Source organism: Amycolatopsis sp. NPDC026612 (genome assembly GCF_040638285.1).
In the GTDB taxonomy this organism is placed as follows: domain Bacteria; phylum Actinomycetota; class Actinomycetes; order Mycobacteriales; family Pseudonocardiaceae; genus Amycolatopsis.
This window is the reverse complement of record NZ_JBEZYB010000138.1, coordinates 1-13222: the sequence shown is the minus strand read 5'-3', so window position 1 is coordinate 13222 and position 13222 is coordinate 1. Positions and strand designations below refer to the sequence as shown.

At 71.0% G+C, this 13222-nt stretch carries 13 protein-coding genes; 9 read left to right on the top strand and 4 right to left on the bottom strand.

Annotated features, from left to right (window positions below; genetic code table 11):
* Positions 1-113: 113 nt before the first annotated feature.
* Both AB0F15_RS43680 and AB0F15_RS43675 read left to right on the top strand, forming a co-directional pair.
* Positions 114-2507 (top strand): GH92 family glycosyl hydrolase, encoded by a 2394-nt coding sequence (locus AB0F15_RS43680; protein ID WP_360283601.1) that lies wholly within the window; start codon positions 114-116, stop codon positions 2505-2507.
* A gap of 217 nt (positions 2508-2724) precedes the next feature.
* On the top strand, positions 2725-3090 hold the full coding sequence (locus tag AB0F15_RS43675) for a DUF3817 domain-containing protein (protein ID WP_360283599.1): 366 nt from the start codon (positions 2725-2727) through the stop codon (positions 3088-3090).
* 59 nt (positions 3091-3149) lie between these two features.
* Here AB0F15_RS43675 and AB0F15_RS43670 read toward each other — a convergent pair whose 3' ends face one another.
* Entirely contained in the window at positions 3150-3650 is a 501-nt protein-coding gene (locus AB0F15_RS43670) for a MarR family transcriptional regulator (RefSeq protein ID WP_360283597.1), read from the bottom strand.
* Positions 3651-3729: 79 nt separating this feature from the next.
* Here AB0F15_RS43670 and AB0F15_RS43665 point away from each other — a divergent pair, with 79 nt between their 5' ends.
* On the top strand, positions 3730-4032 hold the full coding sequence (locus AB0F15_RS43665; protein ID WP_360283595.1) for a thiamine-binding protein: 303 nt from the start codon (positions 3730-3732) through the stop codon (positions 4030-4032).
* Positions 4033-4043: 11 nt separating this feature from the next.
* Here AB0F15_RS43665 and AB0F15_RS43660 read toward each other — a convergent pair whose 3' ends face one another.
* A complete protein-coding gene (locus AB0F15_RS43660) occupies positions 4044-4451 on the bottom strand; it encodes a hypothetical protein (RefSeq protein ID WP_360283593.1) in 408 nt (135 codons plus the stop codon).
* A 91-nt stretch (positions 4452-4542) separates the two neighbouring features.
* On the opposite strand from AB0F15_RS43660, the gene AB0F15_RS43655 reads away from it, so the two are divergent.
* On the top strand, positions 4543-5517 hold the full coding sequence (locus tag AB0F15_RS43655; protein WP_360283591.1) for a tetratricopeptide repeat protein: 975 nt from the start codon (positions 4543-4545) through the stop codon (positions 5515-5517).
* 57 nt (positions 5518-5574) lie between these two features.
* Here AB0F15_RS43655 and AB0F15_RS43650 read toward each other — a convergent pair whose 3' ends face one another.
* Complete coding sequence (locus AB0F15_RS43650; protein ID WP_360283589.1) at positions 5575-7008, bottom strand: neutral zinc metallopeptidase; 1434 nt, start codon at positions 7006-7008, stop codon at positions 5575-5577.
* A gap of 134 nt (positions 7009-7142) precedes the next feature.
* Here AB0F15_RS43650 and glgP point away from each other — a divergent pair, with 134 nt between their 5' ends.
* Positions 7143-9671, top strand: a complete 2529-nt coding sequence (glgP, locus tag AB0F15_RS43645) for an alpha-glucan family phosphorylase (protein WP_360283587.1) — start codon at positions 7143-7145, stop codon at positions 9669-9671.
* A gap of 2 nt (positions 9672-9673) precedes the next feature.
* On the opposite strand, the gene AB0F15_RS43640 is transcribed toward glgP, so the two are convergent.
* A complete protein-coding gene (locus AB0F15_RS43640) occupies positions 9674-9874 on the bottom strand; it encodes a hypothetical protein (RefSeq protein WP_360283585.1) in 201 nt (66 codons plus the stop codon).
* A gap of 370 nt (positions 9875-10244) precedes the next feature.
* Between AB0F15_RS43640 and AB0F15_RS43635 the strand changes: the two genes are divergently transcribed.
* The 4 genes from AB0F15_RS43635 (at position 10245) to AB0F15_RS43620 (ending at position 13032) form a co-directional block, all read left to right on the top strand.
* On the top strand, positions 10245-11033 hold the full coding sequence (locus AB0F15_RS43635) for a hypothetical protein (protein WP_360283583.1): 789 nt from the start codon (positions 10245-10247) through the stop codon (positions 11031-11033).
* A 20-nt stretch (positions 11034-11053) separates the two neighbouring features.
* Positions 11054-11377 carry a hypothetical protein gene (locus AB0F15_RS43630; RefSeq protein WP_360283581.1) on the top strand — a complete coding sequence of 108 codons (324 nt, stop codon included), beginning with the start codon at positions 11054-11056 and terminating at the stop codon, positions 11375-11377.
* Positions 11378-11390: 13 nt separating this feature from the next.
* Complete coding sequence (locus AB0F15_RS43625; protein WP_360283579.1) at positions 11391-11978, top strand: putative T7SS-secreted protein; 588 nt, start codon at positions 11391-11393, stop codon at positions 11976-11978.
* Positions 11979-12042: 64 nt separating this feature from the next.
* Positions 12043-13032: an LLM class F420-dependent oxidoreductase gene (locus tag AB0F15_RS43620; protein ID WP_360283577.1), complete on the top strand. Its 990-nt coding sequence runs from the start codon at positions 12043-12045 to the stop codon at positions 13030-13032.
* Positions 13033-13222 lie beyond the last annotated feature (190 nt).

Below are 13222 nucleotides of genomic sequence, written 5' to 3'. Positions count from 1 at the left end.
GCCGACATCCAGGACGGCCTCGACGCGCCGGTGAGCGTGCACCTCAACGGCTGCCCCAACTCCTGCGCGCGTTCCGCGCGGGCGGCCTTTCCTGTTCTCCGGAGGGCTGTTCAGTGAAGAGCAAGGTCCTGGCGGGCGTGTTGACGCTCGCCGTGGTGGCGACGGGGGTGAGTCCCGCTGTCGCTTCGGCGTCCGGCGGCGACGCCCTGGCCGCCGTCAACACGTTCATCGGCACGCAGGACGAGGGCAACACCTTCCCGGGTGCCTCGGCACCGTTCGGGATGACGCAGGTCAGCCCCATCACCTCGCACTACGCCGGCTACCGCTACACCGACACCGCGATCCGCGGCTTCGGGCACTTCTTCCTGTCCGGCGCGGGCTGCTGGGAGCAGGGCGGCCTGGTCTCGACGCTGCCGACGACCGGGGAGGTGGGGCCGGGCAAGGCCTTCGATACCGCGAAAGCGGCCACCTTCGACCAGAAGCAGTACGCCTCGCCGTTCACCCACGACGGCGAAGTGGGCAAGCCCGGCTACTACAAGGTCCACCTGACCGGGTACGGCGGCGTCGACGTCGAGACGACCGCGGCGACCCGCGCGGGCGTGGAGCGGTACACGTTCGCGCAGTCACATTCAAATGACGCCAACGTCTTCGTCAACGTCGGACAGGCCAACGACAAGGAACCGGTGACCGGCAGCAGCATCCGGGTCGTCGACGACCGGACCGTCGAAGGAACCGTGGAGTCGCAGGCGTTCTGCGGCGGCAAGGCGTACACGACGTACTTCACGACGAAGTTCGACAAGCCGTTCAAGGCGTTCGGCACGTGGTCGCCGACCGGCGGCACGCCCGGCGCCCGCACGTCCGAAGGCGGCGCGGGCCTGCGCGGCGCGTGGCTGACCTTCGGCGGCGGTGGTCAGGTCACCGCGAGCACGGCGATCTCCCAGGTCGACGCGGCCGGCGCGCGGGTGAACCTGGCGTCGGAGCACATCCGGTCGTTCGACGCGGCCAAGGCCGAAGTGCAGAAGACCTGGCGCCGCGAGTTGTCCACTGTGGACATCAAGGGCGGCACGCCGGACGACCGCACGGTCTTCTACACCTCGCTCTACCACGCGCTGCTGCAGCCGCTGACCGCGAACGACGCCGACGGCCGCTACTACGGCTTCGACAAGAAGATCCACCGCGCGGCCGGCTGGACGTACTACGACTTCTTCTCGCTGTGGGACACCTACCGCACGCAGAACCAGCTCCTGGCGCTGCTGCGGCCGGACCGGGCACGCGACATCGCCAAGAGCATCCTGGCCATCCACGACCAGGGCGGCTGGCTGCCGCGGTGGGCGTACGCGAGCCAGGAGACGAACACGATGACCGGTGACCCGGTGACGCCGTTCCTGGTCGACCTCTGGCGCTTCGGCGCCCTCTCGGGCGAAGAGGTGCACGCCTACCAGGCGCTCCTGCAGAACTCGCGCGAAATCCCGCCCGCGGCGTCGCCGTTCCAGGGCCGCTCGGGCAACGCGAGCTACCAGAAGGACGGGTTCGTCCAGTACGACCCGGACTTCCCGAAGAAGGGCCAGGACACCGACCCGAACCACGGCGCGTCGGCCACCCTGGAGTACGCGCTCGGTGACTGTTCGCTGTCGGTCATGGCCGCGGCGCTCGGCAAGAAGGACGACGCGGCGGCGCTGGCGGCGAAGGGCCGGACCTACCGGACGCTGTGGGACGAAACGCAGACCGACCGCGGCTTCACCGGCTTCTTCCGGCCGAAGGTCCTCGGCGGCGCGTGGTTCTCGCCTGCCGACAAGCCCTACAGCCCGCAGAGCCAGGACGGCTTCCACGAGGGCACCGCCTGGCAGTACCAGTGGCTGGTCCAGCAGGACGTGCCCGGCCTGGTGCAGCGGATGGGCGGCCCGGCGGCCACCGGCAAGCGGCTTGACGACTTCTTCGCCTACGACGAGCTGGTGAAGGACCCGGCCACGGGCGTCCGCGAAAACTGGGTGGTCGGCCCGTACGACTACTACGACCAGTTCCGCTACAACCCGAACAACGAGCCGGACCTGCACTCGCCGTGGATGTACGCCCTCACCGGGCAGCCGTCGAAGACGTCGACGGTCGTGCGGGCGGCACACACGCTGTTCACGAACGCGCCCAACGGCGTCACCGGGAACGACGACCTCGGCACCATGTCCGCCTGGTACGTCTTCAGCGCGCTGGGGATGTACCCTGCCGTCCCAGGTACTGGGAACTTCGTGCTCAACGCTCCGCGGTTCGCGACGTCCGTCCTGCACCTGGAGAATGGGCGCGACATCACGATCCAGGCGCCGGGCGCGGACGGCTCGAAACTGCAGGCCGTCTCGGGCCTGAAGGTCGGCTCGCGGTCCAGTGACCGCGGGTACGTCGGTTTCGACCAGCTGAAAAACGGCGCCACGCTGCAGTTCTCCCTCACCACGGACCTCGCGGGAACGACGTGGGCGACGGCACCGTCGTCCGCTCCGCCGTCACCCTGCGCGGGGTGAGGACCCGATGCTCACGGCCGTGGTTCAGACCACAGTGGACGGCGGCCGTGAGCACCGTCACGGGCCCCGGTGTTCCCGTGAGGGCCGTCACGCCTCACACTGGTATCAGCACGTCCGACAGAGCTGTTGACGTTCTCGGCGAGTCCGCCTTGGACGGTGTGTCGGGCGGCTTTTTCATGCCAGTAACAAACGTGGTGAGACCCCACAGGAGGAAGAAGTGTCCAGCAAGGCCGCTCTAGTGTTCCGCGTGGCCGCGGTAGCCGAAGCCCTCTCCTGGGCCGGGCTGCTGGTCGGGATGTTCCTCAAGTACGTCGTCCACTCCTCCGGCGAGGGCGGCGTGCCCGTCATCGGCATGGTGCACGGCGTGATCTTCGTCCTCTACGTGGTGATCTCCCTGTCCGTGGCGAAGCCGCTCGGCTGGCGCCCGAAGACGCTGGTGCTCGCCCTGGTCGCGAGCATCCCGCCGCTGTTCACCTGGCTGTTCGAGAAGTGGGCGCTGCGCAACGGCAAGCTCGACGGCCCGCAGCGGCTGTCCCACGGCGGTGTCGGCCTGTTCCAGGCGAAGGAACCCGTCGCCGCCTGATTCCCAGCACGTGAGAAAGGCCCGCGCTCCGGCGCGGGCCTTTTCTCGTGCGCGAACGCTTACTCGGTGAAGTCGCCGGCTGCGCGGCGCACCTTCGTCAGCAGGTCCGTCAGCTGCTCGGTCTGCCGCTCGGTCAGCCCGCTCAGCCCGAAGTCGATCGCGGTGACGGCCTCGGTCGCGGCCTCGCGGCGCGCCCGGCCGTCGCCGGTGATCTCCACCAGCGTCGTGCGGCGGTCCGTCGGGTGCGGGACCCGCTTCACCAGCCCGTCGCGCTCGAGGCGGTCCACTATGTTGGTGACACTGGTGGGGTGCAGCTGGAGCCGCTCGCCCATCACCCGCATCGGCAGGCTGGCACTGCGGGCGAAGGTGAGCAGCACCAGCGCTTCGTACCGGGCGAAGGTCAGGCCGTGCGGCTTGAGCGCGCCGTCCACCGCGGACTGGATGATCTGCTGGACCCGCATGACCCCGGTCACCGCGGCCATGGTCCCGGAGGGCCCGATGCGGTCCTCCCAGATCCGGGCCGCGCGGGCGATCGGGTCGAACGGCAGCGGACGGTTCATGACACGCGAAGTTACCAGCGGGTACCGGCGGGTGTCGCACGACTGGCGGAAATGACCACCGAAGAAGGGACTTCCGAGCATGATCGTCGCGTTCAGCGTGAGCCCGTCCGGCGGGGAACCCGACGGCGGGGTGAGCGAAGCCGTCGCCCGCGCGGTGAAGGTGGTCCGCGATTCCGGGCTGCCCAACTCGACCAACGCGATGTTCACGAACATCGAAGGCGAGTGGGACGAAGTCATGGACGTCGTGAAGCGGGCGGTCGAGGCCGCGGGGGAGGGCTCGGCCCGCGTCGGCCTGGTCCTGAAAGCGGACATCCGCCCCGGCTTCACCGACCAGCTGGGAGCCAAGGTGGACCGGATCGAGGCCCACCTCCGCGACGCGTGACTCGGGGCCGGCTAGGGGAGGGGCGGGGTGAAGGCGATCGTCCAGCGGCCGTCTTCGCTCGTCACCGTCAGCGGGTAGCTGAACGGCTGACCGTCGCCGAGGGCGCCGGAGACCGTCGCGCGGGTCGGCGCGGCCGGGTCCGGGGCCAGCTCCACGCGCACGTCGTGGGCGCCGTGGTCGGCGAGCACCGACACGTAGTCCTTCGCGAAGTCGTCGCCGCCCGAGCCGGGGTAGTCGAGGAGATCGGCGAAGGCGTCGGAATCGTGGCCGCCGAGGGCCGCGGCGAGCCGGTCGCGCAGTTCGGCGGGCGTGGCCGCGCCCGGGTCCGGTTCGTGCACGATGAGCAGCGTCACCGCGCCGATCCAGACGACGGCGGCCGCGATCGACAGGCCCACCTTCACGTCACGCCGGATGTGCACCCGGCCGAGCCTGCCCCAGCGGTGCCGTCCTGCCAAGCGGACGTGCCGGGCACCCGGTGAAACGCGGCGGCGCGCGTGCCAGGATGGAACCGTGACACAACCACGCGGATCTGCAGCGAAGTCAGCGGCCCTGTCCGCCGCCCTTTCCGGCGCGGTCGACCTGTCCGCGCTCAAGGCCCGCGCCGAAGCGGCGCAGAGGCAGCCGGCCCCGTCCGCCGGCCCGCCCGGTGGCGGCGATGGTCCGCCGCGGCCGACGTCGGGCGACGCCGTGATCGATGTCACCGAGGCCACTTTCCAGGCCGAGGTCGTGGAGCGGTCCCTGCACCAGCTCGTGGTCGTCGACCTGTGGGCCGAGTGGTGCGGTCCGTGCAAGCAGCTGTCCCCGGTGCTGGAGCGGCTGGCCGCCGAGTCCGGCGGCGCGTGGGTCGTCGCGAAGGTCGACGTCGACGCCAACCCGCGGATCGCGCAGCTGTTCGGCGCGCAGTCCATCCCGACGATCGTCGCCATCGCCGGCGGCCAGCCGGTCGACGCCTTCTCCGGCGCGCTGCCCGAGCCCGAGATCCGCAAGTGGATCGGCTCGCTGCTCGACGCCCTGCGCGACAAGCTGCCCGGCATCCGGGACGCGGAGGGGGCGGGCGGCCCGGTCGAGGAGCCCGAGGACCCGCGCTTCACCGAGGCGGAAGAGGCCTTCGAGCGAGGCGACTTCGCGGCCGCGCAGGCCGCGTACGAGCGCATCCTCGACGTCGAACCGGCGAACGAGCTGGCGAAGAACGCCCTGGCCCAGGTCAAGTTCACCGCCCGCGCGGAGAGTGCCGACCCGGACGCGCGGGCCAAGGCGGACGCCGACCCGGCGGACCTGGCGGCCCAGCTCGACGCGGCCGACCTGGACATCGCGGAGAACGACGTCGAGGCGGGCTTCAAGCGCCTGATCGACGCCGTGCGCCGCACGGCGGGCGAGGACCGCAACCGGGTCCGCGAGCACCTGGTGGCGCTGTTCGACCTGTTCGACCCGGCCGACGAGCGCGTGATGAAGGCCCGCCGCGACCTGGCGAGCGCTCTCTACTAGGAACGCACGAAAAGGGGCTCCCACCGCGGTGGGAGCCCCTTTTCGTGAACAACGGGGTCAGGCGTACTGCTTCGAGCAGACCGACGAGCCCTCGAGGTAGCCCTTCCGCAGCGCTTCGACCCGGTCGAACCCGCTGTCCGGGCGCTTCCCGTTGACGTCCGCCGACACCAGGCTCTCCGGCTGCAGCAGGTCGGCGATGGCCTCGTCGAGGTCGCCCGCCGACAGGCGCAGGTCGCCAGGGCGGTTGGTGAACGCCGCCCACGCGCCCACCAGGCAGGCCGTGCGCAGGCCCGCGTTCGCGTTGTCGATCGACGCGCCGACGCCCTTCTGGATGCCCAGCGCGTACCGGGCGGCGACCTCCGAGAAGGCCGCGAAGTCACCCATGCCGCCGGGGTCCTGGCCCTTCATCTCGGCCTCGCGGTCGATCGGCTGGGCCAGCTGAGCCAGCTTGGCCCGGTCGATGCTCACGGTGTTGTCCGCCGGGCAGTACGACGCCGGCGGCGTGGTCTGGCAGCTGCCGCCGTCGGTGATCTCCGGCGCGGCCACCTTGGCGCCCTTGAAGGCCTCGTCGAGGCTCTTCTTCAGCAGGTCGACGGCCCGGTCGTCGAACTTCGCGTCGCCCTTGCCGGTGTCGCCCTTGTCGAACGGGCGCTCGGTGAGCCGGGCCTTGACGTTCTCGGCGGTCATCCCCGCGCACTCCTTGGGGCCCTTCTCGAACCCGGCCTGGAACGCGAACGTGCGGTCGAACGCCGTGCCGTGCGCGCCCTTGTCGGCGGCGCTGGTGCCCGCCTGGTCGCGGATCAGGAACATCGCCGCCAGCACCTGGTTCAGGCCTTCGGACGTCGACACCCGGTAGAACTTGCTCTTGTCCTCGGCGACCCAGCGGAAGTAGCCACCGGCGAAGCAGTCGGCCTGCTGCTCCTTCACCACGGTCGGGGTGCTCTTGGTGATCCCGGCCTTGTCGCCCAGCCGGAACTGGACGGCGTGGCCGAACTCGTGCGCCAGCACGACGACCACCGACATCGGCCCGAACCGCTGACGCAGCATCGGCAGCAGCACGCCGCGGTCCCACGCCACCGAGTCGTCGGCCGAGCAGTAGAACGCGTTCACGAGCTTCTTCACGCTGCCGCAACCGGTTTTCTCGGTGTCGGTCTGCGAGTCGTAGGACAGCAGCGACTTCACCGGTTGGAACTGCTGCCCGAAGTTCGACGGCAGCATCTCGCCCCAGTAGGTCTGGACGTCGTCGATCGCGGCGGTGGCGAGCTTGTCGTCCTCCCCGCCGTCGGCGTTGCGGACGTCGACGCCCGGCGCCGGCGCGTCCGGTTTGAGGCCGCTCTCGAAGTGCGTCACCGGCAGCCCGGCCACGCTTCCGGCGCCGGTGTCCGTGCCGGACGCGCCGCCCGAGCCGCTCTTCCCGGTGCACCCGGTCACGGCGACCGCCGCGACGGCGAGCAACGCGATCAGCGCCCGCCGTCCTCCCCCTCGGATCATTCTGTCCACTCGCTCTCGTGCCCACCCGGTACCCCGACGCGCAGGACCCTACCCAGGGCATTCGCCGGGTGTGCACGTAATCCCCGAAGTCCTCCCTGCGCAGGGGAGCCCGCGGCCCGATATCGTCGCTTCCCATGCGTGCAGTCCGCCGGTTCACCGTCCGCCCCAGCCTCCCGGAGTCCCTTTCCGGCCTGGGTGCGCTGGCCACCAACCTGCGTTGGACGTGGCACCCGCCGACCCGCGACCTGTTCGCGTCGATGGACGCCGAGCTGTTCAACGCCGTGCGCGACCCGCTGCGGATGCTCACCGCGCTGCCGCCGGCCCGGCTCGACGAGCTCGCCGTCGACGACGGTTTCCTGGAGCGCGCCCGGGCCGCGGCCGAAGACCTGGAGAAGTACCTGTCGGAGCCGCGCTGGTACCAGCAGCGTGACGACGCCGAGCTGCCGCCGGCGGTCGCCTACTTCTCGATGGAGTTCGGCGTCACCGAAGCCTTGCCCAACTACTCCGGCGGCCTCGGCGTGCTGGCCGGCGACCACCTCAAGGCCGCGTCCGACCTGGGCGTGCCGATGGTCGGCGTCGGGCTGCTCTACCGCAACGGCTACTTCCGGCAGTCGCTGTCGCTCGACGGCTGGCAGGTCGAGCACTACCCGGTGATCGACCCGAACGCGTTCCCGCTCGAGCTGCTGACCGCCGGCGGCCGGCCGGCGCTGATCGGCGTCGCGATGCCGGGCGGGCGCGAGCTGTGCGCGCAGATCTGGCAGGCCCGCGTCGGGCGTGTGCCGCTGCTGCTGCTCGACACCGACACCGAGGCCAACGACGAAGACCTGCGCGGCGTCACCGACCGGCTCTACGGCGGCGACGCCGACCACCGCCTGCGCCAGGAGATCCTGGCGGGCATCGGCGGGTTCCGCGCCGTGCGGAAGTACTGCGAGCTGACCGGGCACCCGCAGCCCATGGTGTTCCACACGAACGAGGGACACGCGGGGTTCCTCGGGCTGGAGCGGGCCCGCGAGATCGTCCAGGCCGACGGCCTCGCCTTCGACGAGGCCATGCCGGCGGTCCGGGCCGGCACCCTGTTCACCACGCACACGCCGGTCAGCGCGGGCATCGACCGGTTCCCGGTGGACCTGGTGCAGCGCTACTTCAACGACGGCAGGCTGGTGCCGGACATCGACCCGAGACGGGTGCTCGCGCTGGGCGCCGAGGACAACCCCGGGCTGTTCAACATGGCGCACATGGGCCTGCGGCTGGCGCAGCGCGCGAACGGCGTCTCCCAGCTGCACGGACGGGTGACCCGGAAGATGTTCTCCCGGCTGTGGCCCGGGTTCGACCACGACGAGGTACCGATCTCGTCGGTGACCAACGGCGTCCACGGCCCGACGTGGGTGGCGCGCGAGCTGAGCACGCTGCTCGGCCGTGAATGGGGTCTCGACGTCGGCGAGGGGCCGCTGCGCGACGGCGTTTCCGACGCCCAGCTGTGGGCGCTGCGGCGCGAGCTGCGCGAAAAGCTGGTGCACGAGGTCCGGCGCCGGGTGCGCGCGGCGTGGCTGCAGCGCGGCGCGTCCCCGCTGGAGCTGGGCTGGGTCGACTCGGTCTTCGACCCCGACGTGCTGACCGTCGGGTTCGCCCGCCGCGTCCCGACGTACAAGCGGCTGACGCTGATGCTGCGCGACTCCGACCGGCTGCGCACGCTGCTGCTGCACGAGAGCCGGCCGATCCAGGTCGTGGTCGCCGGCAAGTCGCACCCGGCCGACGAGAACGGCAAGCAGCTGATCCAGCAGATCGTCCGGTTCGTCGACGGCGCGGACGTCCGGCACCGGATCGTCTTCCTGCCCGACTACGACATGTCGATGGCCCGCTACCTCTACCGCGGCTGCGACGTCTGGCTGAACAACCCGGTGCGGCCGCTGGAAGCGTGCGGGACGTCGGGGATGAAGTCGGCGCTGAACGGCGGGCTCAACCTGTCGATCCGCGACGGCTGGTGGGACGAGTGCTACGACGGCAGCAACGGCTGGGCGATCCCGACCGCCGACGGCGTCACCGACCCGCTGCGCCGCGACGACCTGGAGGCCGCGGCGCTGTACGAGCTGCTCGGCCAGCAGATCGCGCCGCTGTTCTACGACCGCTCGGACGGCGGCGTACCCACCGGCTGGCTGTCGATGGTGTGGCACACGCTGGAAACGCTCGGCCCGCGGGTCCAGGCGTCCCGGATGGTCCGCGAGTACGTCGACCACGGCTACCTGCCCGCGTCCCGCACGGTCGCGGCGGCCATCGGCGACGGCTACCGCGGCGCCCTGTCGCTGGCGGACTACCGCACCAAGCTCGAGGTGTCGTGGCCGCGGGTGCGGATCTTCGACTCGGAGCTGCTGGTGGCGGCGACCGAGCCGCTGGTCGTCGGCACCGAGGTGACGATCAGGGCCCGCATCGACCTGGCGGCCCTCGATCCGTCCGAAGTGGACATCCAGGCGGTGGTCGGCCGGGTCGGCGACGACGACGAGCTGCGCGACACGGTGACGGTCCCGATGGACGGCGACGGCATCGGCGCCTTCGTGGCCCGGGTCAAGCTGCCGCGCCCGGGGGCGATCGGGTATACGGTCCGGGTGCTGCCGAAGCACGGGCTGCTGGCCACTCCGGCGGAACTGGCGCGCGTGGTCCTGGCCTGAGTTCACCACCGCCGCCCGGGCGGCGGCGGGGGCAGCACCGGCCGGCCGGTGCGCCAGGCCTGCTCGACGGCCTGCAGCCGGGCTTCGAGCTCGGCGACCCGGCCGGCTTCGCTCTCCCTGGGACGCGGTAGCCAGGCCGCGACTCGCGCGGTCGCCAGGCTGCCGACCAGGAAGGCCAAAACCGCGATCAAGATCAATTCCATTGTGGTCCTCCCGGGTGCTGGACGGCCGGTTGGGAACGCGCCGTTGAAACCAAACGTACGGGCGTTGATCCATTCACAGTGCGCTGATCTGCGGTTTCGTCAGAAACAAGTCAAGGACGACCGTACGGTTTGGGAGTCGGAAAACAGATTTGTCGACTTCGTGGCGGAACGCGGGCGAAAAAGTGTCATGAATTTGGCCAGAACCTGGCATAAGTGCAGGTGGTGGCGAGTTTCCGCAGGTGACGCGCGCGGGTAAAGAGTTTGCCTATCCGGATCATGGATCCTTTATGATGCTGCTCCATTGTGGAGGCAGGGGAGGGCGATGACCGGGCAGGACCGGCCGGCAGAGGGATTTGATCCCAAAGCCCGCGTGCGCGTCGAGAATGCGGTGGGCAAGCTGCACAAAAACGCGGGTGTCCGGGTTTCCGGCCTGCGTGAGGCGCTCGGTCCCGAGCTGCGGGAATTCTGGGGCATCGGGGACGCCGATCCCGCGCAGCGGGTCTGCGCCGTGGTCTACCTGCGCCTGATGGAAGTGCTCCGGTCGATGGTCGAGCCGGAACCGAAGCTGGAGCGGCTCGTCCACGTGGCCTACAACGTGGAGCCGGTGCCGCTGGACCGGAACCTGGCCGCTCGCCTGGAGAACCTGCTCGGCCGTTCGGCCCGCAGCTTCCAGCGCGATCTCAAGCCGTTCCGCGACGAGCTCTTCGTCAGCCTCCGGATCCGCCGGCGCCCGCTCGCCGAACCCGACATCCGGGACGCCGAGGGCCGGTTCGCGGCCGGCCCCGCACGGGCCATCCCGAGCAGCCCGATCGAGGGGTTCCACCTCGATTCGGCCGGGGTGCTCCGGTGGTTCCTGGACCGGTTCTGGTGCGCACCGGCCAACGCCGGTCACGAGCCCATGGTCGTCGACCTCGGTGCGCGCGGCGCCTGGCTGTGCGCCTTCGGCGACCAAGGCGGGCTGGACGGTTACCGCGACACCGTCGGCTGCCACTGGCCGCTGTCGCTGACCGGTACCGGCCGTGAGCTCGCGGCGATGGCCCACCGCGCAGCCTCCGGTCTGCTCCTCAACCCCAGCAGCAGCCGGGGGACCGGCGCCGAGCGCGCGTTCTCGATCCCGCCGTCGCTGATCGCCGAGCTGGTTCGCGGCTTTTCGAACTGACCACGAAGGACGGTCCCGTGATGAACGGCTTCGAAGCCGACCCCGTGCTGCTGCGCGCCGCCGGTCACCGGTTCGGTGCCCTGGCCGCCGAGTCCGCGGCCCGCCCCGAGCTGCGCTACGCGGCCAAGGCCGAGCAGGCCGGTGATGTGCTGCTCGCCCGGGCCCTCGACGACTTCCAGGACGCCTCGGCGCGCGCGGCCGTGCTCCTGCTGGGGGAGGCGCGCGAGCTCGGTGCCCGGCTTGAGCAGGCCGCGCGCCTCTACGCCGACCGGGACACCGACGCCCTCGACGCGATCGGCCTGATCGGGGCACCGGAGCTGTCCGGCCCGGCCGGGCTCGGCTGAGCGGGCCGTCGACGTGACCTGGGATCCCGGCACCGTCAACCTGCTGCGGGGCGAGGCGGCTCGGCTCGATGCGCTGGCGCGGGTGTTCGACGAGCTCGACACCGAGGTGCGGCTGCTCCTGCCGGAAGGGTGGGTGGGAGCCGCGCACGACGCGTTCACCGACGCGCGTGGCCGCCTCGCCAAGCAGCTGAGCTCGGCCGCTGACGCCCACCGTCTCGCGTCCCGGGCGCTGGAGGACTACGCCGAAACCCTGTCGGAGCTCGGCGAGCGACGTCGTCACGAGCCGCTGTCGGACGGCTTGGCGCGGCTGGAGGTCCAGCGGGTCGAGGCGGCGGGCACAGCCGAAGCGGCCTGCCGGGAGGCGGCCGCCAGGCTCGCCGAACTGCAGCCGGTGCTGCCCGAGCACGCCGAGACGGCGGCCGCGCCGGTCCCGGCCGGGCCCCCGCTGGTGCCGCCGCCACCACCGGTCCGCGGCGACGGGTCGGCGCTCGAGCCGGAGGAGCCGGGGGACCCACGGCTCGGTGACGTCGACCGCGTGGCCTACCGCAGTCACCTGCAGGACCTCTGTGACGCGGTGCTCGACCACCTCACCGGCGCCTGAGCTGGAGCTGCTCCAGCCGGGAAATCACGCCGCGCTCGACGCTGAGCGAAGCTAAGTTGTAGGCATGCGCTTCGGAATGTTCGTCCCGCAGGGCTGGCGGCTGGACCTGGCCGGCATCGACCCCGCGGACCACTGGAAGACCATGCTCGGCCTCGCGAAACACGCGGAGGCGGGCCCCTTCGAATCGATCTGGGTCTACGACCACTTCCACACCGTGCCGGTCCCGACCGAGGAGGCCACGCACGAGGCGTGGTCGCTGATCTCGGCGTTCGCCGCCTCGACGGAGACCATCCGGCTCGGGCAGATGTGCACCTGCATGGGGTACCGCAACCCGGCTTACCTGGCGAAGGTCGCCGCGACCGCCGACCTCATCTCGGGCGGCCGGGTCGAGATGGGGATCGGGGCCGGCTGGTACGAGCACGAGTGGCGGGCCTACGGCTACGGCTTCCCGTCCGCCGGCGAGCGGCTCGGCCAGCTGGAGGAAGGCGTCCGGATCATGCGGGACCTGTGGACGACGGGGACGTCCACATTGGACGGCAAGCATTATCGGACGGATGGGGCGATCCTGCGCCCGCTGCCGCCGCAGGAAGGCGGCATCCCGCTGTGGATCGCCGGCGGCGGCGAGAAGAAGACGCTCCGGATCGCCGCGAAGTACGCGCGCTACACGAACTTCTTCCCCGAGCCGGAGACGTTCACGCGCAAGTCGGAGATCCTGGCGGCCCACTGCAAGGACGTCGGCACCGACTTCGACGCGATCGTGCGCTCGGGCAACGTCAGCGCCGTCCTGGGCGAGACCGAGAAGGACGTCGAGCAGAAGGTGGCTTGGCTGAAGGCGCACTACGAAAAGTACGTCCCGGCTGAGGAAGCCGAGCGGGCGATCGCCACCTTCGCGAGCGGCCCGACGGTCGGCACGCCGGAGCAGGTCGCCGAGCACCTCGCCGCCCTGGGCAAGCGCGGCATGTCGTACGCGATCCTGAACTTCCCGGAGGCCGCGTACGACCGTTCGGGCATCGACCTGTTCGCCAAGCACATCGCCCCGGCGCTGGCCGGCTGAACAGTGTCGGCCGAAAAACCTGTCGGTCCCCTTCGGTAGCGTGGAAAACGGGGGCTGCTAAGGCACCGCGGGGCTGCCGCCGGTCTGCACGGGCACTCGGTGGTGTCGAGCCAGTACGGCCGGGGGTGGCCGGAGTAGGCGCCCTGCGCGGGAATGTGGGTGTCGGGGTGCAGGTCGGCGAACACCTGGT

Excerpts from the sequence above, each read along its gene's own strand:
- AB0F15_RS43670 (WP_360283597.1), bottom strand. The coding sequence starts at position 3,650 with ATGAACCGTCCGCTGCCGTTCGACCCGATCGCCCGCGCGGCCCGGATC.
- AB0F15_RS43620 (WP_360283577.1), top strand. The coding sequence starts at position 12,043 with ATGCGCTTCGGAATGTTCGTCCCGCAGGGCTGGCGGCTGGACCTGGCC.
- AB0F15_RS43665 (WP_360283595.1), top strand. The coding sequence starts at position 3,730 with ATGATCGTCGCGTTCAGCGTGAGCCCGTCCGGCGGGGAACCCGACGGC.
- glgP (WP_360283587.1), top strand. The coding sequence starts at position 7,143 with ATGCGTGCAGTCCGCCGGTTCACCGTCCGCCCCAGCCTCCCGGAGTCC.
- AB0F15_RS43650 (WP_360283589.1), bottom strand. The coding sequence starts at position 7,008 with ATGATCCGAGGGGGAGGACGGCGGGCGCTGATCGCGTTGCTCGCCGTC.
- AB0F15_RS43640 (WP_360283585.1), bottom strand. The coding sequence starts at position 9,874 with ATGGAATTGATCTTGATCGCGGTTTTGGCCTTCCTGGTCGGCAGCCTG.
- AB0F15_RS43630 (WP_360283581.1), top strand. The coding sequence starts at position 11,054 with ATGAACGGCTTCGAAGCCGACCCCGTGCTGCTGCGCGCCGCCGGTCAC.